Genomic DNA, 18,637 nt, shown 5'->3' on the forward strand with positions numbered 1-18,637 from the left:
TGGTAGCAACTTCAATGGATCGAATCGTGTGGAGTCAGGCTTGGTTAAATACAATCCGCAGTCAGCGACTGGAACGGAAGCACCTGCGCCCAAAACCTTTTTATCCATTGACACCAGCTTCCCCATTGAATCCCGTCTCCTGGGTTCCCTTGGACTCGATCGAGGCGATGCAGCCCCACCCCGTCAATCTCCAAATTAGTGAGTTTGACCTGGTGAATGAATTTGTGCTTTGGGATGCCCATCAAGGGCTGGAAGATATCAAGCAGGAAATTAAGCAAATCAACATGCTGCTGGCCTTCCAGATTCAAGATTTGCAGGCCCAACCGATGTGGGAAATGCATCTTCTGTTTGAGCGCATCCTAAGGCAGTTGTGTGAATGTTTGCGGGACTTAGCGATCGATTTACTCCGGTTCGTGGATCATTTAGCCGCTCAAGCCTCCAGCCATCCTACCCCCTGTTCCCTTTGATTCCCCTTTGATCCCCTCCAGTGATCTCTTCCAGCGTTCTGCGCCTCCCCTAATCGAGTTTAGGGTGGACTTGATTCGGGAGCGGTTGTCCCTGCTCGAATTGTGTGATGTTCAAGAGTGTGGTATCTGCAATATTCTCGAGGGCATTGCGGGTAAAAAATGCTTGGTGGGCTGTGATGAGAACATTCGGAAAACTTTGCAGCAATTGGAAAGTATCGTCTTGAATAATTTCATCGGAGAGATCCTGAAAGAAGAGATTTTCCTCTTGCTCATAGACATCAATTCCCAGGTAGCCAATGCGGCCAGCTTTGATGTGATTAATCACGGCCTGGGTATCCATCAAGCCGCCCCGACTGGTATTGATGAGCATGGCTCCGGGCTTGAGGCATTGTAGGGACGCCTCATTGATCAAATGGTGGGTATCGGGCGTCAGCGGGCAATGGAGGGAAATGATGTCAGACTCTGCTAGGAGCGTCGATAGGGAGACGTAACGAGTGCCCAATTCCAGACAGGCGGGACTTTGATACAAATCGTAGGCCAAGAGGTTGCAACCGAAGCCATGCACAATTTTGGCAAAGCATTGGCCAATTTTGCCTGTGCCAACGATACCCACAGTACTGCCATGGAGATCAAAGCCGAGTAAGCCCTCCAAGGCAAAGTTATCATCCCGGACGCGGTTATAAGCTCGATAAATTTTACGATTGAGGGCCATGATTAAGGCCACGGCATGTTCTGCAACGGCATAGGGAGAGTAGGCCGGAACCCGTGCTACCGTTAGACCCAGTTGGTGAGCCCGATCGATATCGACATGGTTGAATCCCGCCGATCTCAGGGCAAGCAATTCTGTCCCCTGGGCTGCCAGAATCTCTAGTACAGAGGCATTGAGCGTATCGTTAATGAAGGCACAAACTGCCGGAAATCCCGCCGCTAGGGGAGCTGTTTCTGGGGTTAACCGAGGCTCAAAAAAAACAAGCTCATGGGAGTGGGCTTGATTTGCTGCGGTCAAAAACTGGCGATCGTAGGAATGGCTACTGAAGACAGCGACTTTCATAAAGATGCCTCTTATCAACCGATGCTTAATTTATTTAGGATAACGAAGGATAGCCAGAATTTTTGCTGACATTAAACATTTTGGCGTATGGAAGCCGTGTTTCTGAGGAAAGGGAGATCTTGTGATGCTTGCGACAGTCCCTCTGGCAAGAAACCTGGTATGAGTCCAATAATGATCCTCTTGTCAGACAGCGGTGTTTGGGGCACTGTGTGATCGCAACAAACCTGTTCAAAACTTAAACGATCAATTAAGCAAAATTCAGCGACAAGTTCACACAACAGCATTTTCATTCACAATCAGTTTTTTTTGACTTGCATTTAACGTTGCATTAATTCCGATCGGCAAGACAGCATTCTCTCTTACATGACCAAACATTAGGTTATAGAGGGTCGGTTTACCCAAGGAACTGAATCGATCGCGCAATACATTTTCCAAGCTCAAGGTTTGTACAAAAGAGGGTTGAAATTCCTTAGGATAACAATCCACAAAATGCCCTAGGGCAATTCCAGCGGCATCTTGCAGTTTGCCCGCCAGCCACAATTGGGTCAACATGCGATCGACCCGGTAGGGTTCTTCCCCAATTTCTTCGATGAATAAAATTTTGCCCCTGGTATCCGGTTCGTAGGGGGTGCCCAGCAAGTTCGTCAGCAGGGTCAGATTTCCCCCAATCAACGGGCCTGTAGCTTCCCCTCGAACGATCGTCACGAGGCGGTTATTCCGCTCTATGCCCTCGGCGGCAGGTGGTTTGGCAATCTCTCCGATCGGCGCAGTGTCCATGATGGTGCGCTTGAAGTGGGCGATCGCGTAGTCCCCCACGCCGGTTAAACCGGAAGACCCGTGGAAGGTCACCACCCCGGTTTTTTGATAGATGGCAAGGAGCAAGCTGGTGATATCGCTATGACCCACGATGACTTTGGGATTCCGACGAATCAGATCATAGTCCAGATAGGGCAGCAGGCGGCAGCAGCCATAGCCACCGGAAAAGGTAACAAGACCGCGAATATCGGCGCGGCGAAACATCGCATTAATATCCGCAGCCCGATCGCGATCCTGACCGGCCAAATAGCCATACTGATCGTTAATATGCTCCCCTAGAACCACTTGGAAACCGTACTGCTCCATGGTTTCCTTGGCCAGTTGAATGTCTTCTGGCTCGTAGGCATTACTGGCAGGGGCAACCATGCCCACCCGATCGCCGGGTTTGAGGACGGGCGGTTTGAGGACTGAGGCCGTTTTAGCCTGAGTGTTTGCCGACCCCAAACTGGTGGCCACCAGGGTAGAACCGAGCCCCAGCAAGGCTCTGCGCGACAGAGAAAAAGGGGGGAAGAAGGGCATACAGGGTCATGTAAGCGATGCTTCCAATTGTATGGGTTCCATAGTCTACTACACTAGTTACTTTAGAAGTTACTTGAGAGTTTCCTGTAGAGTTTCTCCTGCTCGAGGGGGTTTCGACGGTCTTGTTATTCACGCTCTTATTCCTTTCCTGCTTCTCCTATGCTGTCCTCTGAGTTATTTGCTGATCCTTTAGAGGTGATTGAACTCCAAGTCGAGTCTCCAGGACAGCGCTTAGACGTTTATCTGGCCGATCGGATCTCTGATCTGTCTCGATCGCGGTTCCAGAAGTTAATTGCAGAAGGGTGTGTGCAGGTGAATGGACAAACTTGTACGGCTAAAAAAGTAACGGTGCAGCTAGGCGATTGTCTGACAATCACGATTCCTCCCAGTGAACCCTTAGATTTACAACCAGAAGCGATCCCGCTGGATATTCTTTACGAAGACAGTTCATTGATCGTGATTAATAAGCCAGCCGGAATGGTAGTTCACCCTTCGATCGGTCATCTCAGTGGCACTTTAGTCAATGCCATGTTGGCCCATTGTGCAGCACGAGGAGAAACATTACCAGGAATCAATGGAATTCAACGCCCCGGAATTGTGCATCGTTTGGATAAGGACACCACTGGCGCGATCGTTGTTGCCAAAACTGAACAAGCCCTCCAACATTTGCAAGACCAGTTTCGTGAAAAAACAGCCCGTAGAAGCTATGTTGCAGTAGTTTATGGAGCCCCGAGCCAGGATTCAGGAACCGTGGATGAACCGATCGGACGCCATCCCAGCGATCGACAAAAAATGGGGATTGTGCCCGAAGAACGGGGCGGTCGCCGATCGATCACGCATTGGGCAGTTAAGGAACGGCTGGGCAATTTTACGCTGATGGAATTTGAACTCGAAACGGGCAGAACCCACCAAATTCGAGTCCATACAGCCCACATCGGCTATCCGATCGTTGGCGATCCGGTCTATGCCTCTGGCCGTAAATCGATCGGGGTGAACCTGCCGGGACAGGCTCTCCATGCATGGCGCTTACGGTTACAGCACCCCGTGACTGCCGACTGGATTGAAACGATCGCCCCACCACCAGAATCATTAACCAAGTTGCTGGATGTTCTACGGCGACGGTGTTGAGGAGTAGGACGCTGCTTCCAGGTTGTCAAGGGCCATGGGCTGTAGCGCTTGCACGGGCTGCTGGGATTCCTTGGATGGAGCAGCGCTGTCGTTCTTTGCTTACTCTTCCCACCACTGTTGTAGCGTGGATTCACTCCCCCCCGTGACGACGACTAGTTTGCGATCGCCTGACCCCGTAAATTCAAATCGGCAAAAGCCCATTCCCGTACCAGAGCAGGAACTGACTTCGTCATAGCCCCGATCTCGCCAGGGTTTTGTTCCATCTTGGGGATTATCAGTAGTGGTCACAAGGGGTTGCCAACCCGCGTCCAGAATTAATTGACGGGCTTGCTCGTAGGTCATTTCTTTTTCTAGGGCCGGAATTTTCAGGGAGGTGGACTCCGGAGTGGACGGTTGATAAATCACCCAACCCTCTTTAGAACAGCTACCCACTTGTTCCCTAGATTTCATTGTGTTCAGGCACCAATGGCTATTCCCGTCATAAATCACGCCTTTCTTAATGGCCGTTAATTCAGTAATCGATCGCCAAGGTTGCTCGCCTTCTTCATCGGTATAACGGTAGCGATCGCCCTCCACTTCTAGCCCTTGCCCGGTATGACCAACGAGATAACGCCCGTCCAGAATCGCAGTAGATTGAGATTGTTCTGCTTGCTTGCCTTGGACGGTATTGGCCTGGGTAGTATTGCTCTGAGCAATGTTGTTTGCCTGGGATGAATTGTTCGGATTGTCGCTGGATGGGGACAATGGTTTGGCGACTGTCGTGCGATCGTTCGAGGGGGTCGATCGGTGATTTTCCAAAGCTGTATTGCTGTTGGCTGATTGATTGCAGCCCACCATAACGATGGCGATGGCAAAGCTAGTAGCTGTAATGAGGAGACGCATGGGAGGCAGGTTGATCAGCATCGGTTTACAGGGGAATCGGTGGGGAGTCTGGCGGGGATGAGGTTTCTGCGTTGATGAAGTTACTTCCCCTAGGTAAATTCCAACCCAATGAACTTATGCGTGACTACCGAGGCTTCTCAGGTTTTCTGTCCTGCGGTAAGGCATTAGCTTGAGTCGCTGGGGATATAGGCTTGAGGCTGGGGATATAGTCAGTATGAACAATCTATTATGAATAATCTCCGTCCACGATACAGAATTCTTCGAGAAATGCGATATTTACTGTTAACGGGAGCTTACGCGATCGCCTGTCTCTTCAGCCCATTCCCCGCGATCGCTCAATATGATGATGAGATTGATTGTGAAAAAACGCAGACCGATTTGGAAATCGTGATTTGTGCTGGACGATCGGAACAGCAAAGCTATCAAGCAATGCAGGCCGCCTATCAGAAGGTACAACAACAGTATCAGTCTCAAAACTACCAGTCTCAAAACTACCAGTCTCAAAACCACCAGTCTCAAAACGATCTGGCAGAAGGGTACCGCGAAAAGCGACTCAACTCTCTCATAGCATCTCAGAAGGCTTGGTTCGAATATCGCCAAGCGCACTGCAAATGGATTGCTAGCAAACTGGGTGGCGGCTCCATGCAGCCAACTGCAGAAGTGACCTGTCAAGCGGAGTTAAATCAGCAACGCATGGCAGAACTCTTGCAAGATTTAGAAGACTAGAGCAGCGGCGTTTGCAACCGCTACGACAGCAGTATTCAGGTTAGTGACACAAGCTGACGATGGCAAAAACGACAACACTGTAGTAATACCCGAAGCAACATCCAGCATTGCACGGAAAGTGCTGGGAGGTAACATGGTATAGCCGATCGACGTACAGTACATCGACGTACAGCCGATCGACGTACAGCACATCGTAATCACTGTCCTAAATCACTGTTCTAAGCCAACGCAGAATTGCCGAAGTCTGGTGGAACATCCTGCCAGCGGCCATTTCCCACCGCTCGAATCGCTTCCTTCAGATCCACATCTCCGGTGTAGATGGCCCGACCCACGATCGCGCCAGTCACGCCCAAGGATTCCAGTCCCAGCAAATTTAATAGGTCCGTTACTGAACTCACGCCACCGGATGCAATGACCGGAATATTAATATTCGTCGCCAATTCCCGCAATGCGTCCAAGTTTGGGCCTTGTAGCGTCCCGTCGCGATGGATGTCCGTGTAGATAATCGCCGCTGCACCCAATTTCGCCATCCGTTGCGCCAGGTCGATCGCCTCCACCTCCGACGTTTCTAGCCAACCCTTGGTTGCAACTTTGCCATTGCGTGCATCGATTCCCACAATGATTTGACCCGGAAATTCACCACACAAATCGCCCACCAGTTCCGGCTGTTCCACGGCCACAGTGCCCAGGATTGCACTGCGTACCCCTAGGCCCAGCAAATCTGTGACCCGTGCCCGATCGCGCAAGCCGCCCCCCACCTGAACAGGGATTTCTAACGCCTGCACCACTTTTTCAATCACCGGCAAGTTAACCGGTTCCCCCGTTTTTGCGCCATCCAGATCCACCAGGTGTAATCGGGTTGCCCCTTGGTCTTGCCATTGCCGCGCCACCGCCACTGGATCTTCCCCAAACACCTGGGATTGGGCATAGTCCCCTTGGTACAACCGCACACAGTTACCACCCAACAGATCGATCGCGGGAATGACTTCCATAGCCTCAGTTCAAATAGGGTACAGGGTAATAGGGTACAGGGTTTGGGAACCGAGAGGTAGAGGTGAGTTTCTCAGCGATCTGTCGTGAGCGCGCGCACCGAAAATGGATACATGCATGGATACATACGATTTCCCCCAGAAATGCAGATTGCAGAGGAGTGCCGCCGCATGGACAAAACCCTAATTGCTAACTTTGCCGCCGCACTACTGGCCATTGTGAACCCGATCGGGAACTTGCCGATTTTCATCAGTTACACCGCTGGGGAACGCCAAGGGGTACAACGGTGGCTAGCACTGTTTATTTCCGTAACCATCTTGGGTTTTCTACTCCTGTTTTTGCTGACAGGTACGACGATTCTGAAGTTCTTTGGCATTTCGATCGCGGCCTTTCGTATCGCAGGAGGAATCTTGTTGCTGCTGACGGGGATCGGGATGGTGCGTGGCCAGCAAATGCAACGTACCCACGAAATTGCGAATCAAGCTCAGTACGATGATTTAGTGGAAGCAGAGTCCGTCTATCGCAAAATTTTGATCCCACTGGGAATCCCCATTTTTGTTGGCCCCGGTTCCATCAGTACCGTTATTCTCTACGGTAGCCAAGCCCGCGATCGGCTCACGTTTTTGGCACTGATGGGCATCATTGTGGCCGTTGCCCTCTTTACACTGCTTGTGCTGATGGGCAGTCTCTGGACGCGCAGGGTGCTGGGTAAGTTTGGCTTAGACATCGCAACTCGGATACTCGGCTTATTTCTTGCTGCGATCGGGGTGCAGTTCATCCTCAGCGGGCTCGCCGACGCCACCGTAAACTTCATCAGTCCCGATATTCAATAGAAGATCCCTGACCGTTACATCCCTGACTAGAGATCCAACAAATTCGCAGATCCAACAAATCCGCGAGGTCACCGATCTGCCCCTATAATTTTCTTTATAAACTTGAACAATTGCTGACATTAATTAAATTAATCAAAAGTTTTTAAGGTCTCTTGGCAAAGGGCGTCAAGATGAACCAGGCGTAACCATTGCAGGAATTTGGGCAAAATCCACTTCAGGCTTGCCATCGGTTTTGTGCTGCCCAAATGATCTCCACGCTACGCTTTTACAGGGATTTATGACATACAATTGCAGGCAACTCGTGTTCTGCCGCTTAGGGGTTTTCTATGAGCATCGGATATGTCGCGCTCGTCCTCCACGCCCATTTACCATTTGTGCGGCACCCTGAGAGTGACTTTGTTCTTGAGGAAGAATGGCTCTACGAAGCCATTACCGAAACCTACATTCCTCTGATTCAAGCATTTGAGGGGCTGAAACGGGATGGGGTGGAGTTTAAGCTGACCATGAGTATGACACCGCCCCTGGTGTCGATGCTATTGGATCCGTTGTTGCAGGAGCGCTACGACGAGCATTTAGCGACGCTGGAAGAATTAGCGGAACTAGAGATCGATCGCCACAAGCACAACGGCCACATGAAATATTTGGCGGAGTACTACGCCAACGAATTCCATCAAGTTCGGTTGATTTGGGAAAAATACGATCGCAATCTCGTTCAAGCATTTAAGCAATTCCAAGACTCCAATAACCTGGAAATCATCACCTGCGGAGCTACCCACGGCTATCTCCCGCTGATGAAAATGTATCCCCAAGCCGTTTGGGCCCAGCTCAATGTGGCCTGTGAGCACTATGAAGAAACCTTTGGTCGGGCACCGAAGGGGATCTGGTTGCCGGAATGCGCCTACTACGAAGGTCTGGAGCGGATGCTCGCGGATACGGGTTTGCGCTACTTCCTCACCGATGGCCATGGCATTCTCTACGGACGACCCCGGCCTCGCTTTGGCACCTATGCGCCTATCTTCACGGAAACTGGAGTGGCAGCCTTTGGGCGCGACCATGAGTCGTCCCAACAGGTATGGTCGTCGGAGGTGGGGTATCCCGGTGCTGTGGAGTACCGCGAGTTCTACCGTGACCTGGGCTGGGATGCGGAGTACGAATACATCAAGCCCTACATCATGCCCAACGGTCAACGTAAGAATGTGGGGATCAAGTACCACAAGATTACGGGTAAGGGCCTGGGACTGAGCGATAAAGCGCTATACGATCCCTACTGGGCCCGGGAAAAGGCAGCGGAACATGCGGGTAACTTCATGCAAAACCGTCAGCAGCAGCTCTCTCACCTGCATGGCATGATGCACCGTAAGCCGATCGTGGTTTCCCCCTACGATGCGGAACTGTTTGGCCACTGGTGGTATGAAGGCCCCTGGTTTATTGACTACTTCATGCGCAAATCTTGGTTTGACCAAAATACCTATGAAGTGACCCACCTAGCTGACTATCTGCGGAGCAACCCCACCCAACAGGTGGTGCGTCCCTCCCAGTCCAGTTGGGGGTACAAGGGCTTCCACGAATATTGGTTAAATGAAACCAACGCTTGGATCTATCCCCACTTGCACAAGGCGGCTGAGCGCATGATCGATATCTCCCGGATGGAGCCGATCGATGAATTGCAATGGCGAGCGTTGAACCAAGCAGCCCGGGAGTTGCTCTTGGCACAATCCTCTGACTGGGCCTTCATTATGCGGACGGGAACGATGGTGCCCTATGCTGTGCGTCGCACGAAGTCCCACCTCCAGCGCTTCCATAAGCTGTACGACGATCTCCGGGAAGATAAGGTCGATTCGGGTTGGTTGGAAAAAGTTGAAGCGATCGATAATATTTTCCCCAACATTAACTATCGGGTCTATCGTCCGCTCTAGGGTTGCTAGGGCACAGGAGCAACTGAGCGATTTAGCGCCAGAGCGATTTTAGCCAGCTTCAGAGCGTTTAAGCTTCAGGTTCCCTGGATACCCTTTCCCGTTGGACTGCCCAAAGATTCTCCAATAGGTGTGCTCTTCCTGTCGATCGTTGATGATCGACAGGAATTTTTTTCTCAGGTTGAGGGATCGAACTCTCGTGCCTAGTCTGTGCTTAGCCTGGATGACCTAGTGATTTCAGATCGATGACTTAGCTGGGCTGCCAAATTAGCTTTAGTTTTTTGAGCTTGCCCAACACTTGTTTAACAGGAGAACGCTTCTGGCGGTTTTTAATGACCCGCGCCGGATTCCCCACCGCAACGGAATAGGGCGGAATATTGCGTGTCACGATCGCCCCGGCTCCAATCACACTATGGGAGCCAATTTCCACGCCATCAACAATGGTGACACCCGATCCAATCCACACATCATCCCCGATCGTGATGCCCTTAAAGGTCAGCGGTTGTTGATGGATGGGGGTATCGAGTTGGCCAAAACTATGGTTAAAGCCCAAAATCGACGTGTGGCCGCCAATCCGCACACCATTTCCCAGGGTGACTTTCCCTCGCACTACGGCCGCAACATTAATTGAGCAATGGTTGCCCATTTTGACCGTATGGCTGATGTGGGCATGGGCTGCAATGTAACATCCTTCCCCCATTTCTAGGGAATCCGGAAAAACCCCTGCTAGCTGGGAGACAAAACACTGGGAACCCAATTTGATGCGGCCTTGGGCTGCAAGCTGTGCTTGCCATTCAAGCTGCTCACTTTTTTCCGCAGGGGTTGCCTGGGGCCAAAATGACCAAGGTTCAAAATCAAAACGATAGGTCTCTGGGGAAATTGCCATGAACTTGCCTGAAATCAAAGGGCATTGATGGCAGTGTTCCCGCAGAGATCGGTAGACTAACGCTGCGAGAAGCCCCTGGGTTTAGCTTGACTGGCTCTAGCTCAGCAAAGCTAACTCAGAAAAAGCTGAAAAATTACAAACTTAAAAAATGGGTGACCTGGGATTCGAACCCAGAACCAGCGGATTAAGAGTCCGATGCGCTACCATTGCGCCAGTCACCCTTGCACGTATTCTACTGTAGCAGATCTTATCAACCCTGCAAATGGTTTTTCTGAGACAGGTTGTAATCAACACGGTATCTGCACCATATCCCTACCATATCCGTAGATTTCCAGGCTTGAATGATCCACAGATAGATTATCCCGCAGCCGTTTTGAGGGCAGAGTTCACGAAATACCCCGATCGAGGGGGCGATCAAGTGCAAAGAATTCTATCAGGATCCTGGTAATATCCGTGAAATTACGGTGAACCATGATATTTTTTAGATTCAGTAGATTCCTGGTTATCCAGGTTAAACTGATTGTGTAGAGATGCAATGACTCCCTACAACTTATGAGTTTTTTGCCGAATCGTTCCGCGACCGTTGCCAGTCCCCAGAATCCCTCCTGCTCTGTGACTTCAGTGGCTCCCTTAGAAGTTGGCGGTGCTTTTGATTCATTGGTCAATTTGGAAGAACTCCTTCCCGATGTGGATTGGCCAGAGGTTCTGACAGCAACCTGGGGGTTACCCCATGAAGAATTGCCCCAACCACTGCATTCGTCACCTTTGCACTCCTCCCCTACGCCTTCATCCATTGCCCAACCTTGGTTCCATCGGGTGCGATCGGTGTTACGGTCTTTTCGCATAGGCACCCCCTAGCAGAGAAATCACCCAGTCAGTCGTGTCCCCTCGGCTATTTTTCAGGTTTTTTCTCAAGTTCTTTGAGCGCGTTTCTCAGATTCCCCCTGGCAACTCAGGCTTCTCTGGCAATTTAGATTTCCTGGGCAGTCTTGTTCTTTGGCAACTAGGGCGAGGCAATTGACTGAATCACCCTGGAATCACCCTGGCATCACCCTAGTTGCTGCTCTATGGTTCGGTTGTTCCGTGATCCCCCTCCAACCAAAACCATAGGTTCCTCGCAGTAAAATCGTTAATCACTAAGCTAGCGCCCAACTGGGTCAACTGTTGCGAACTGTGGGTTGAAGTGATTCCGATCGTGCCCAGTCCAGCCGCAACGGCGGAGCGAATCCCAGAAGGGGAGTCTTCAAAGGCGATCGCTTGCTGCGGTCGTAATCCCAATTGATACAGTGCCTCTTTGTAAGGCGTCGGATCGGGTTTGCCAATTCCAATCTCCTCCGAAAGAATAACAGGTTGAAAGCTACGGTCAAGCTGCAAGACTTGCAAAATATAATCTACGTTCTCGCGTGGTGCATTAGTCACCAGGGCCTGTGCTAACCCTTGCGTTTCTGCCCATTGGATGAGCGATCGCACTCCTGCTAAGGGTTCTAAAGCCACCGCCCGCTCCCGGAATTTTGCTTCTTTGCGATCGGCGAATTGTTGGCCCTCTACAACGGAGAACTGGGGCAATAGATCAGCAACGATGTCGGGATTGAGTCGCCCACTAATACGACGCTGATAAAACGCTTCATCAATTTCAATGCCGAATTCCTGCAAACAGTCCTGCCAAGCAAGGAAATGTAAGGGATCGGTATTGGCTAAGGTGCCATCGAGATCGTAGAGAATAGCGGCGAGATGGGTACGATCGGGCAGTGAGGGATGGGGAGTGGGCATCATGGGAACGTTGGGGGGAGTAGGAGTTGGGCGGATTAGTGCTCAAATTAGTGCTCAAATAGGTTTTGATATTGCAACAAGTCCAACTTTGTAAAGGTTGGTAGGCACCCAAAACATTCTTCTGCTAGGGCGAGGCGATCTTCGCGGGTCAGCATTTCGATTAGTTTTTCCCGCGCTGGAATCAGGAACCGTACATCATTTGCGGCGTAGCGGAGTTGGGTTTCGCTCAGGTTGGCTGCATTGCCCCAGTCGGAACTTTGGGCGGTTTTATCCAATTCCACACCCACCACTTCTTGCAGTAGATCCTTAAGGCCATGTTTGGGGGAGTAGGTGCGGGCCAGTTTGCTGGCAATTTTGGTGCAAAAAATGGGATTGACCTCGATCGCTAAATGGTGCCAGAGGGTTGTGATGTCAAAGCGAGCAAAGTGGAAAATTTTGGTAATCCCTGGATTTTCTAGCAATTGTTTCAGGTTGGGAGCAGCGGTTTGGCCCTTGGCAATGCGGATCACGGTCACCCGATCGTGGCTGTCACAGAGTTGGACAAGACAGAGGCGATCGCGCAGGGGCAGCAATCCCATCGTTTCGGTATCAATCGCAAGGGCCGCTTCCTGAAGATATTCATTCAGGCGATCGGTGGACAAATCTTCGTCAAAAATCTGAAAGTCTAAGGCATCCATGGATATCCGTTCCCATTTAATCGCTGGTCGTCAGTGTATCAAGCGTTTCCCCCAATTTCTACAGGAGTCCAATTTCTACCAACAGAGTTGAATCTCTCCGTAGCTTCACGGAACGTGGATTTGTGTAAAGCTTGGGTTAAAAAGAATACCTAGAAAATGACGTTGCCAATAGGGGCGATTAATATAGGGAATATACGGAACGAGCTATACTGAAACTCTATTGAAACACTCCTACTTCAGTGTTCCTTCCCAGGTTAGCTGAGGTTTATCGGATTTCTCCAGAAACTCTATGGTGAGATGGTCAGATGTGATCCTCTCTCAGGACATCAAACATAAGGTGCAATCGGGGGCTAGGAACTTATCCATAGCCCTTATTTTTTTGCTTCTGTTGCCCTAGGGCTGACTGGATTCTGAAGTCGAAGACCTGGAGGCATTTGTCTCAGAAATTGTACGTAGATAATAGCTGCCCACAGTACTCCAAAATACTAAGTAAGCCACCATTTCCCCTAGGTAGAGGCGATCGCGATAGCCCAACAGCGTTTTGAGCACGATACCCGGAAACTGCCGATCGGGTAACACCTGTTGCCCATTCCACACCTGAGGGCCTAGTAAACAAGATCCCAATTGACTTGGATCCGGTGTCAAACAAAGGTTATTGGGATCAGGGAGGAGCGCATTCAGTAGCCCCATCCCCCGATCGAGATGGGCCAAGGCTCCGATGACCAAGCCCCCGACGATTAGCAGCAAAAAAACGCCCATCACCTGAAAAAATTGCTTGAGATTAATTTGAATCCCCCACTTAAATAGCAAAATCCCGATCAACGTTGCGCCCAGTAAGCCTAAAACAGCTCCGCCCACCGGGAGCCAGCCCTGCTGAAATTGAGCTGCGATGAAGACGACGGTCTCAAAGCCCTCCCGCAGCACCGCCAAAAAGATAATGCCAAAGATTCCTAGACCGGCTCCATCGGCGGTTTGCAAAGCGGAGGAGAGATCTCCTTCAATTCCTTTTTTGAGAGATTTGGCCTGCTGGGTCATCCAAACCAACATCCAACTCAAAAGCCCGATCGCGACTAGCCCCAACCCTGCTTCCAAAAATTGTTTAGCAATCGGGGCATAGACTTGGTTCGATTGAGACAACGCCCACAGGGTGCCATTAAAAACAACCCCGATCGCCCCACTGGCGAGGATTCCCAGCCCAATTCCGAGGTAAACCCAGCGATTTAACTGAGACTTTCCCGCTTTGTTGAGGTAAGCCATAACAATCCCGACCACAAGGGCCGCCTCAACGCCCTCACGCAAGGTAATCAAAAAGGTCGGTAACAAAGCTGTGAAATTCATAGGCAGGTGGGTGAATCAGTCAAGTTTGTGAATCAGTCAGGTGGGTAAGTCAGGCAGATCAAGCAGATCATTGCGGTTTTCGGCGAGGCTCACAATGAACTCAATGAACTCAATGAACTCAATGAACTCAATGAACTATCAGCGTTAACCCTCAATAACCATTACGGTTCCCACTCTGTTTTGTCTAGTGTGAACGGAGACTTTGGGCGACATTCCCTCCGAAATCGGTTCCCTCGATGTTGCAACGATCGCCCCTGGAATCACCCCGGTGATCCCGTTCGGATCTCCCCACCCCAAAACCGCCCCCGACTAGTCTTTGCAGGTTACTATAGAAAAACGCGACACAGGGTTAAGGCAAACCGGTGTGTTCGTGTGAATTGATTTAGGCAACAGGTTCAGGCACCGGATAATTGCGATGAGTTCACCGATTCAGGCTGTTCAAGCGCCCTACTATGGTGGCGATGCGGTTTATCGCACCCCACCGCCAGATATGCCGTCTTTGCTGCTGAAGGAGCGGATTGTTTATCTGGGCATGCCGTTGTTTTCTTCGGATGATGTCAAACGCCGTGTGGGCATTGATGTCACTGAGTTGATCATTGCTCAGTTGCTGTACTTGCAGTTTGATGATCCCGAGAAGCCGATTTACTTCTACATCAACTCAACGGGGACTTCCTGGTACGACGGCGATGCGATCGGTTATGAAACGGAAGCATTTGCTATCTGCGACACGATTCAATACATCAAACCCCCCGTCCACACCATTTGTTTGGGACAGGCTATGGGAACGGCTGCAATGATCCTGTCATCGGGAACTAAGGGTTTCCGAGCCAGCCTCCCCCACGCAACGATCGTGCTGAACCAGGCACGGACGGGTGCCCAAGGCCAAGCAACGGATATTCAAATCCGGGCGCAGGAAGTGTTGGCCAACAAAATGGCAATGCTAGATATCTTTGCGAAAAATACTGGACAACCGATCGAAAAACTTTCCAAGGACACCGATCGTATGTTCTATATGACCCCCTACGATGCGAAAGAGTATGGGTTAATCGATCGTGTGTTGGACAGCCCTAAAGACTTACCGAAACCCGTCGCTTCAGTATTGACCTAACGAATGGGGCCGAACCCATACTGAGCTGAACTCATACTGACTGAAAGGAGCAAGACCTATGCCTATCGGCGTTCCCAGCGTTCCCTATCGCTTACCAGGTAGTACCTACGAGCGCTGGATTGATATTTACACCCGCCTAAACCAAGAGCGCATTATCTTCCTGGGGCAAGAGGTCACCGATTCGCTGGCCAATTCCATCATTGCGGCCATGCTGTACCTAGACTCCGAGGACTCCACCAAGCCGATCTACCTCTACATCAACTCCCCAGGGGGATCGGTCACGGCTGGGATGGCCATCTACGACACGATGCAGTACATCAAGTCGGAAGTGGTCACGATCTGCGTTGGACTGGCTGCATCCATGGGAGCTTTTCTGTTGGCAGCGGGCTCTAAAGGTAAGCGTTTAGCCTTGCCCCATGCGCGCATCATGATTCACCAACCTCTGGGCGGAACCGGTCGCCGTCAAGCCTCGGATATTGAAATTGAAGCCAAGGAAATTCTGCGGATCCGTTCCTTGTTGAACGATATTCTCGCCGATCGCACTGGACAGCCCGTTGACAAGATCAACAAGGATACCGATCGCGACTACTTCATGTCAGCCCAGGAAGCGAAGGACTACGGCTTAATTGATCAAGTGATTGAAACCTTAAAGTAAGGTGAGTTTGATCCATGGGTGGAGTCAGTCTTGTCCCCAGTCCGAAATTGTAATTTTTTGATTTCGGAGTAAACGATGGCAGAATTCTGAGGAGTTCTGCCATTTTTATAGAGATAATTTTTTAATAGAGATTATGGCGATCGGCTTCACAGATTGAAGCTTAGGGACTTGCTAAGTAATAACATTCCTGATTCAGTCACTCACCGCCCCGTCCACCCACCCTACCCATCTACTCTAACCATCGACCCACTGCGGATTTTCTTTGTCCGCTGTTCCCTTAGCTGGCGGATCAGGCTTGGCTCAGGACAGCGACCTACTAATCCTGACCCATGACTAATGGCCCATCACGGGAAATTGGATCCTAGTCAAAAACCATGAACTTGGATAACTGCTACCGAGTACTGGGGCTAAAACCAGGGGCTTCCTATGAAGAGATCAAGGGAGCTTACCGTCGTTTGGCGCGTCAGTTGCATCCCGATACCGGCTTAGAGCAGGATGCGACGAGGCAAGCTCGTTTTATCCAAGTCACCACGGCCTACAAACACCTCTTGGCTCAGGCCCAATTTCCAACCTCGCAGCCAGCCCCCATGCCCCTTTCTCCGGAGGCACAATTGAAGCAGGATGCCTACCAGCGTCTTCAAGTGTTGTTTAAAGCCCAGAAGTTTCCAAATGCGATCGCGCTGGTGGAAGGACTTGCCCAACGATTACCCCAAGACCAAGAAGTGCGGCAGTGGCAAGCCCTCACCTACCATCAATGGGGAAATCGGTTAATTGCCCAACAACAATGGGATCAAGGTCAACGCTACCTGCAAAAAGCTCTCCGCACAGATCCCCACAATCGATCGCTCCAATCCGCCATTTACCGGGATCTCGATCGTCTACAAAAGCAGCAGTCTCATCCAAATCTCTAGGCTCAACAGGATCCGTTACCCAACCCTCAGCGCTTCTCCAAACGACCCCCTAGTCCCAGGTTGTGTCATCGCAGGGAATCGCAACCATAAAACGGCTCGTCACAATACGCCGACTCGTCACAATACGTCGGCTCGTCACAATGCGCCATCGTAATAACCTGCAACGTAATAACCTGCAACGTAATAACCTGTAACACAGCGATATCTGAACAATTCGTAAAAACCAATATTTAATATTAATGATTCCTATCAATCGATCGGTGATGCGCCTCAAAGTCTTGTAGAGCCTATCCTAGCCCCGTCTATCACCCTCGCCAAGGGCTGACGGTTCTCTAAAAACTTTGGTATAATTGATGTACATAAGAGTGCTAAAAAATCGCAATTTTGAAAAAATCATAAAAATCTTGCTCCCGTCTGCGATCGTGCTGCTTTCCTGTGATGGTCTTTCTTCTATTGCTGTGGAGCCTACGATGGATAGGGTGTGTGGTTTTTGACGGTATGACGTCCCACTCAAAGTGCGAGGTTGATTGTGTTCTCGATGTTACCTCGTTTAGCTGAACGGAATTGGATGACTCTCAGCTTCCCCTCAACCTTGTATCTCGTTCCAGTCCTAGACCTGCTATTAGATCATGTCCCCCATGCCTGGAAAATGGAAATTCGGCTAGGGTTGCAAGAGGCATTGGTTAATGCAGCAAAACATGGCAATCAACTCGATCCAGATAAGACCATTCAAGTTCACTTTTCTGCAAGTTCCGAGCGCTGTGAATGGGTAATTTGTGACCAAGGATGTGGCTTTACCCCTCCCTGCTCTTGCCACGAAGTCTACGAAGAAGACCTGTGCGACGAGCAGGAATGTGGACGCGGATTATTTATTTTGCATCAGATTTTTGACCAAGTGCAGTGGAACTCTCAAGGAACCGAATTGCGTCTTTCTAAGAAACTGCGAGATAGTCGGCGCAAGCCTATTTTTTCCTAGCCTTGTCGATTTATTTGCCCAGGTCCCTCGAATTCTGTCTGTTCTAGCTTTGTCAATGGGTATTCTGGACTAGTGGAACATCCTAGTTACTGAACATCCTATGTACGGATACCCTGACTTGAAGCCGTAGGTTCAAATCTTGGCAAACTGGGCTATCTTAGCGTAGGTCCCATTGGAATCTTTTTGGAATCCGTAATCGATGCGTCAACAATCCCCCCGTATGAAGTCTCAATCTATTCATCGTGCAACCGCTTCCCGTCGTGCCATGGCTACACGGCAACCGAATTGGGTGATTAATACCCGGCAGTTGGATTTGGTGCTGTTGGCGGGTTGCTCCTGTTTGTTGACGCTAATGGTGCAGCCCATGGCCACCGCGATGACGAGTTCTAGCACGCCCCATCCTTCGTTGATGGCCTACCCCACCCAGGTCAATGGGTTGTCTTGCATTGTGGCTTACCATGCGAAGCAGATTCAGCAGGCCGATTTCTTCAAGCTGCAAAAGTAAAATTAAGCTTCAGAAATTGGGCTAGCCTGCGTCGGCTTGGCTTGAACCTGACGATCGCCATGGCTGGGACAGGGGGGTGCAGAGATGGATTTATCCAACCAACCGACGGCCTGTTGCAGTCTAGGTAATGCCTCTTCCGGCTGTTGTTTGAGCAGATAGACCAAGGCGACGGCGGCCTGCTCTTGGGCACGGGCCGATCGATTGCCCTTAAGGCGATGCCAATCCCGTTCCCGAATAGCTAGATGATCGGCTAGGGCTTGGGCCAGTTCCAAGGAACTGAAGCCACTTAAGTCGATTGCGCTGGAATCGATCGGTGTGGTCGGGCTAGCAGTCTTGGAGAGACTGGATAGGTCAGTCATGGTCAGATCCTTAAAGCACGCAGGGTTTGCATCAACTCTTCTCCAGCCTAGCGCAAACCTTCAGCCTCATACCCCTAAACCGCTAGTCCCAAACGCTCATCTCTAAGCTCATCTCCAATACGTTGTT

20 protein-coding genes and 1 tRNA gene are annotated in these 18,637 nt (G+C 50.6%); 11 read left to right on the forward strand and 10 right to left on the reverse strand.

The window, feature by feature from the left end; genetic code table 11:
- Positions 1-14 precede the first annotated feature (14 nt).
- On the forward strand, positions 15-467 hold the full coding sequence (locus H6G21_RS04375; RefSeq protein ID WP_190570918.1) for a hypothetical protein: 453 nt from the start codon (positions 15-17) through the stop codon (positions 465-467).
- Positions 468-516: 49 nt separating this feature from the next.
- Here the strand turns inward: H6G21_RS04375 and H6G21_RS04380 are convergent, their stop codons facing one another.
- Both H6G21_RS04380 and H6G21_RS04385 read right to left on the reverse strand, forming a co-directional pair.
- Positions 517-1,518 (reverse strand): 2-hydroxyacid dehydrogenase, encoded by a 1,002-nt coding sequence (locus H6G21_RS04380; RefSeq protein ID WP_190570920.1) that lies wholly within the window; start codon positions 1,516-1,518, stop codon positions 517-519.
- A 270-nt stretch (positions 1,519-1,788) separates the two neighbouring features.
- Positions 1,789-2,853, reverse strand: coding sequence for an LD-carboxypeptidase (locus tag H6G21_RS04385; RefSeq protein WP_190570922.1), 1,065 nt, complete (start codon positions 2,851-2,853; stop codon positions 1,789-1,791).
- A gap of 159 nt (positions 2,854-3,012) precedes the next feature.
- Between H6G21_RS04385 and H6G21_RS04390 the strand changes: the two genes are divergently transcribed.
- Positions 3,013-3,981: an RluA family pseudouridine synthase gene (locus H6G21_RS04390; protein WP_190570924.1), complete on the forward strand. Its 969-nt coding sequence runs from the start codon at positions 3,013-3,015 to the stop codon at positions 3,979-3,981.
- A 99-nt stretch (positions 3,982-4,080) separates the two neighbouring features.
- Here the strand turns inward: H6G21_RS04390 and H6G21_RS04395 are convergent, their stop codons facing one another.
- Positions 4,081-4,863 (reverse strand): hypothetical protein, encoded by a 783-nt coding sequence (locus tag H6G21_RS04395; RefSeq protein ID WP_190570926.1) that lies wholly within the window; start codon positions 4,861-4,863, stop codon positions 4,081-4,083.
- 267 nt (positions 4,864-5,130) lie between these two features.
- Between H6G21_RS04395 and H6G21_RS04400 the strand changes: the two genes are divergently transcribed.
- Positions 5,131-5,589 (forward strand): lysozyme inhibitor LprI family protein, encoded by a 459-nt coding sequence (locus tag H6G21_RS04400; protein WP_190570928.1) that lies wholly within the window; start codon positions 5,131-5,133, stop codon positions 5,587-5,589.
- A 218-nt stretch (positions 5,590-5,807) separates the two neighbouring features.
- Here H6G21_RS04400 and hisA read toward each other — a convergent pair whose 3' ends face one another.
- Positions 5,808-6,581, reverse strand: a complete 774-nt coding sequence (gene hisA, locus H6G21_RS04405) for a 1-(5-phosphoribosyl)-5-[(5-phosphoribosylamino)methylideneamino]imidazole-4-carboxamide isomerase (protein ID WP_190570930.1) — start codon at positions 6,579-6,581, stop codon at positions 5,808-5,810.
- 168 nt (positions 6,582-6,749) lie between these two features.
- Here hisA and H6G21_RS04410 point away from each other — a divergent pair, with 168 nt between their 5' ends.
- A complete protein-coding gene (locus H6G21_RS04410; protein ID WP_190570932.1) occupies positions 6,750-7,412 on the forward strand; it encodes a MarC family protein in 663 nt (220 codons plus the stop codon).
- 326 nt (positions 7,413-7,738) lie between these two features.
- On the forward strand, positions 7,739-9,328 hold the full coding sequence (locus H6G21_RS04415; protein ID WP_190570934.1) for a glycoside hydrolase family 57 protein: 1,590 nt from the start codon (positions 7,739-7,741) through the stop codon (positions 9,326-9,328).
- Positions 9,329-9,575: 247 nt separating this feature from the next.
- Here the strand turns inward: H6G21_RS04415 and H6G21_RS25580 are convergent, their stop codons facing one another.
- Together H6G21_RS25580 and H6G21_RS04425 are read right to left on the reverse strand one after the other, a co-directional pair.
- Positions 9,576-10,211 carry an acyltransferase gene (locus tag H6G21_RS25580; RefSeq protein WP_190570936.1) on the reverse strand — a complete coding sequence of 212 codons (636 nt, stop codon included), beginning with the start codon at positions 10,209-10,211 and terminating at the stop codon, positions 9,576-9,578.
- 149 nt (positions 10,212-10,360) lie between these two features.
- Positions 10,361-10,432 (reverse strand) — tRNA-Lys (locus tag H6G21_RS04425).
- A 340-nt stretch (positions 10,433-10,772) separates the two neighbouring features.
- Between H6G21_RS04425 and H6G21_RS04430 the strand changes: the two genes are divergently transcribed.
- Entirely contained in the window at positions 10,773-11,069 is a 297-nt protein-coding gene (locus H6G21_RS04430) for a hypothetical protein (RefSeq protein WP_190570938.1), read from the forward strand.
- Positions 11,070-11,276: 207 nt separating this feature from the next.
- On the opposite strand, the gene H6G21_RS04435 is transcribed toward H6G21_RS04430, so the two are convergent.
- From H6G21_RS04435 to H6G21_RS04445, 3 genes are all read right to left on the reverse strand, one after another.
- Positions 11,277-11,984 (reverse strand): HAD-IA family hydrolase, encoded by a 708-nt coding sequence (locus tag H6G21_RS04435; protein ID WP_242041638.1) that lies wholly within the window; start codon positions 11,982-11,984, stop codon positions 11,277-11,279.
- A 44-nt stretch (positions 11,985-12,028) separates the two neighbouring features.
- Positions 12,029-12,658, reverse strand: coding sequence for a ribonuclease D (locus tag H6G21_RS04440; RefSeq protein ID WP_190570940.1), 630 nt, complete (start codon positions 12,656-12,658; stop codon positions 12,029-12,031).
- Between the two features lie 393 nt (positions 12,659-13,051).
- Positions 13,052-13,996, reverse strand: coding sequence for an FTR1 family protein (locus H6G21_RS04445; RefSeq protein ID WP_190570942.1), 945 nt, complete (start codon positions 13,994-13,996; stop codon positions 13,052-13,054).
- 415 nt (positions 13,997-14,411) lie between these two features.
- On the opposite strand from H6G21_RS04445, the gene H6G21_RS04450 reads away from it, so the two are divergent.
- The 5 genes from H6G21_RS04450 to H6G21_RS04470 all read left to right on the forward strand — a co-directional run bounded on the left by H6G21_RS04450 (position 14,412) and on the right by H6G21_RS04470 (position 18,151).
- On the forward strand, positions 14,412-15,104 hold the full coding sequence (locus H6G21_RS04450) for an ATP-dependent Clp protease proteolytic subunit (RefSeq protein WP_190570944.1): 693 nt from the start codon (positions 14,412-14,414) through the stop codon (positions 15,102-15,104).
- Positions 15,105-15,162: 58 nt separating this feature from the next.
- Positions 15,163-15,759, forward strand: a complete 597-nt coding sequence (locus H6G21_RS04455; RefSeq protein ID WP_190570947.1) for an ATP-dependent Clp protease proteolytic subunit — start codon at positions 15,163-15,165, stop codon at positions 15,757-15,759.
- A 374-nt stretch (positions 15,760-16,133) separates the two neighbouring features.
- Complete coding sequence (locus H6G21_RS04460; RefSeq protein WP_190570949.1) at positions 16,134-16,670, forward strand: J domain-containing protein; 537 nt, start codon at positions 16,134-16,136, stop codon at positions 16,668-16,670.
- A 568-nt stretch (positions 16,671-17,238) separates the two neighbouring features.
- A complete protein-coding gene (locus H6G21_RS04465; protein ID WP_242041639.1) occupies positions 17,239-17,646 on the forward strand; it encodes an ATP-binding protein in 408 nt (135 codons plus the stop codon).
- Positions 17,647-17,866: 220 nt separating this feature from the next.
- The gene (locus H6G21_RS04470) at positions 17,867-18,151 is read left to right on the forward strand and encodes a hypothetical protein (RefSeq protein WP_190570953.1); all 285 of its coding nucleotides are present in this window, start codon (positions 17,867-17,869) and stop codon (positions 18,149-18,151) included.
- 2 nt (positions 18,152-18,153) lie between these two features.
- Here the strand turns inward: H6G21_RS04470 and H6G21_RS04475 are convergent, their stop codons facing one another.
- A complete protein-coding gene (locus tag H6G21_RS04475) occupies positions 18,154-18,510 on the reverse strand; it encodes a DUF6439 family protein (protein WP_277875245.1) in 357 nt (118 codons plus the stop codon).
- Positions 18,511-18,637 lie beyond the last annotated feature (127 nt).

Origin of the sequence: Alkalinema sp. FACHB-956, from assembly GCF_014697025.1 — a bacterium.
GTDB lineage: Bacteria > Cyanobacteriota > Cyanobacteriia > Leptolyngbyales > Leptolyngbyaceae > Alkalinema.

Excerpts from the sequence above, each read along its gene's own strand:
- H6G21_RS04390 (WP_190570924.1), top strand. The coding sequence starts at position 3,013 with ATGCTGTCCTCTGAGTTATTTGCTGATCCTTTAGAGGTGATTGAACTC.
- H6G21_RS04435 (WP_242041638.1), bottom strand. The coding sequence starts at position 11,984 with ATGATGCCCACTCCCCATCCCTCACTGCCCGATCGTACCCATCTCGCC.
- H6G21_RS04475 (WP_277875245.1), bottom strand. The coding sequence starts at position 18,510 with ATGACTGACCTATCCAGTCTCTCCAAGACTGCTAGCCCGACCACACCG.
- H6G21_RS04410 (WP_190570932.1), top strand. The coding sequence starts at position 6,750 with ATGGACAAAACCCTAATTGCTAACTTTGCCGCCGCACTACTGGCCATT.
- H6G21_RS04415 (WP_190570934.1), top strand. The coding sequence starts at position 7,739 with ATGAGCATCGGATATGTCGCGCTCGTCCTCCACGCCCATTTACCATTT.
- H6G21_RS04450 (WP_190570944.1), top strand. The coding sequence starts at position 14,412 with ATGAGTTCACCGATTCAGGCTGTTCAAGCGCCCTACTATGGTGGCGAT.
- H6G21_RS04385 (WP_190570922.1), bottom strand. The coding sequence starts at position 2,853 with ATGCCCTTCTTCCCCCCTTTTTCTCTGTCGCGCAGAGCCTTGCTGGGG.
- H6G21_RS04440 (WP_190570940.1), bottom strand. The coding sequence starts at position 12,658 with ATGGATGCCTTAGACTTTCAGATTTTTGACGAAGATTTGTCCACCGAT.
- H6G21_RS04470 (WP_190570953.1), top strand. The coding sequence starts at position 17,867 with ATGAAGTCTCAATCTATTCATCGTGCAACCGCTTCCCGTCGTGCCATG.
- H6G21_RS04400 (WP_190570928.1), top strand. The coding sequence starts at position 5,131 with ATGCGATATTTACTGTTAACGGGAGCTTACGCGATCGCCTGTCTCTTC.
- H6G21_RS04460 (WP_190570949.1), top strand. The coding sequence starts at position 16,134 with ATGAACTTGGATAACTGCTACCGAGTACTGGGGCTAAAACCAGGGGCT.
- H6G21_RS25580 (WP_190570936.1), bottom strand. The coding sequence starts at position 10,211 with ATGGCAATTTCCCCAGAGACCTATCGTTTTGATTTTGAACCTTGGTCA.
- H6G21_RS04465 (WP_242041639.1), top strand. The coding sequence starts at position 17,239 with ATGACTCTCAGCTTCCCCTCAACCTTGTATCTCGTTCCAGTCCTAGAC.
- H6G21_RS04445 (WP_190570942.1), bottom strand. The coding sequence starts at position 13,996 with ATGAATTTCACAGCTTTGTTACCGACCTTTTTGATTACCTTGCGTGAG.
- H6G21_RS04455 (WP_190570947.1), top strand. The coding sequence starts at position 15,163 with ATGCCTATCGGCGTTCCCAGCGTTCCCTATCGCTTACCAGGTAGTACC.
- hisA (WP_190570930.1), bottom strand. The coding sequence starts at position 6,581 with ATGGAAGTCATTCCCGCGATCGATCTGTTGGGTGGTAACTGTGTGCGG.
- H6G21_RS04375 (WP_190570918.1), top strand. The coding sequence starts at position 15 with ATGGATCGAATCGTGTGGAGTCAGGCTTGGTTAAATACAATCCGCAGT.
- H6G21_RS04380 (WP_190570920.1), bottom strand. The coding sequence starts at position 1,518 with ATGAAAGTCGCTGTCTTCAGTAGCCATTCCTACGATCGCCAGTTTTTG.
- H6G21_RS04395 (WP_190570926.1), bottom strand. The coding sequence starts at position 4,863 with ATGCGTCTCCTCATTACAGCTACTAGCTTTGCCATCGCCATCGTTATG.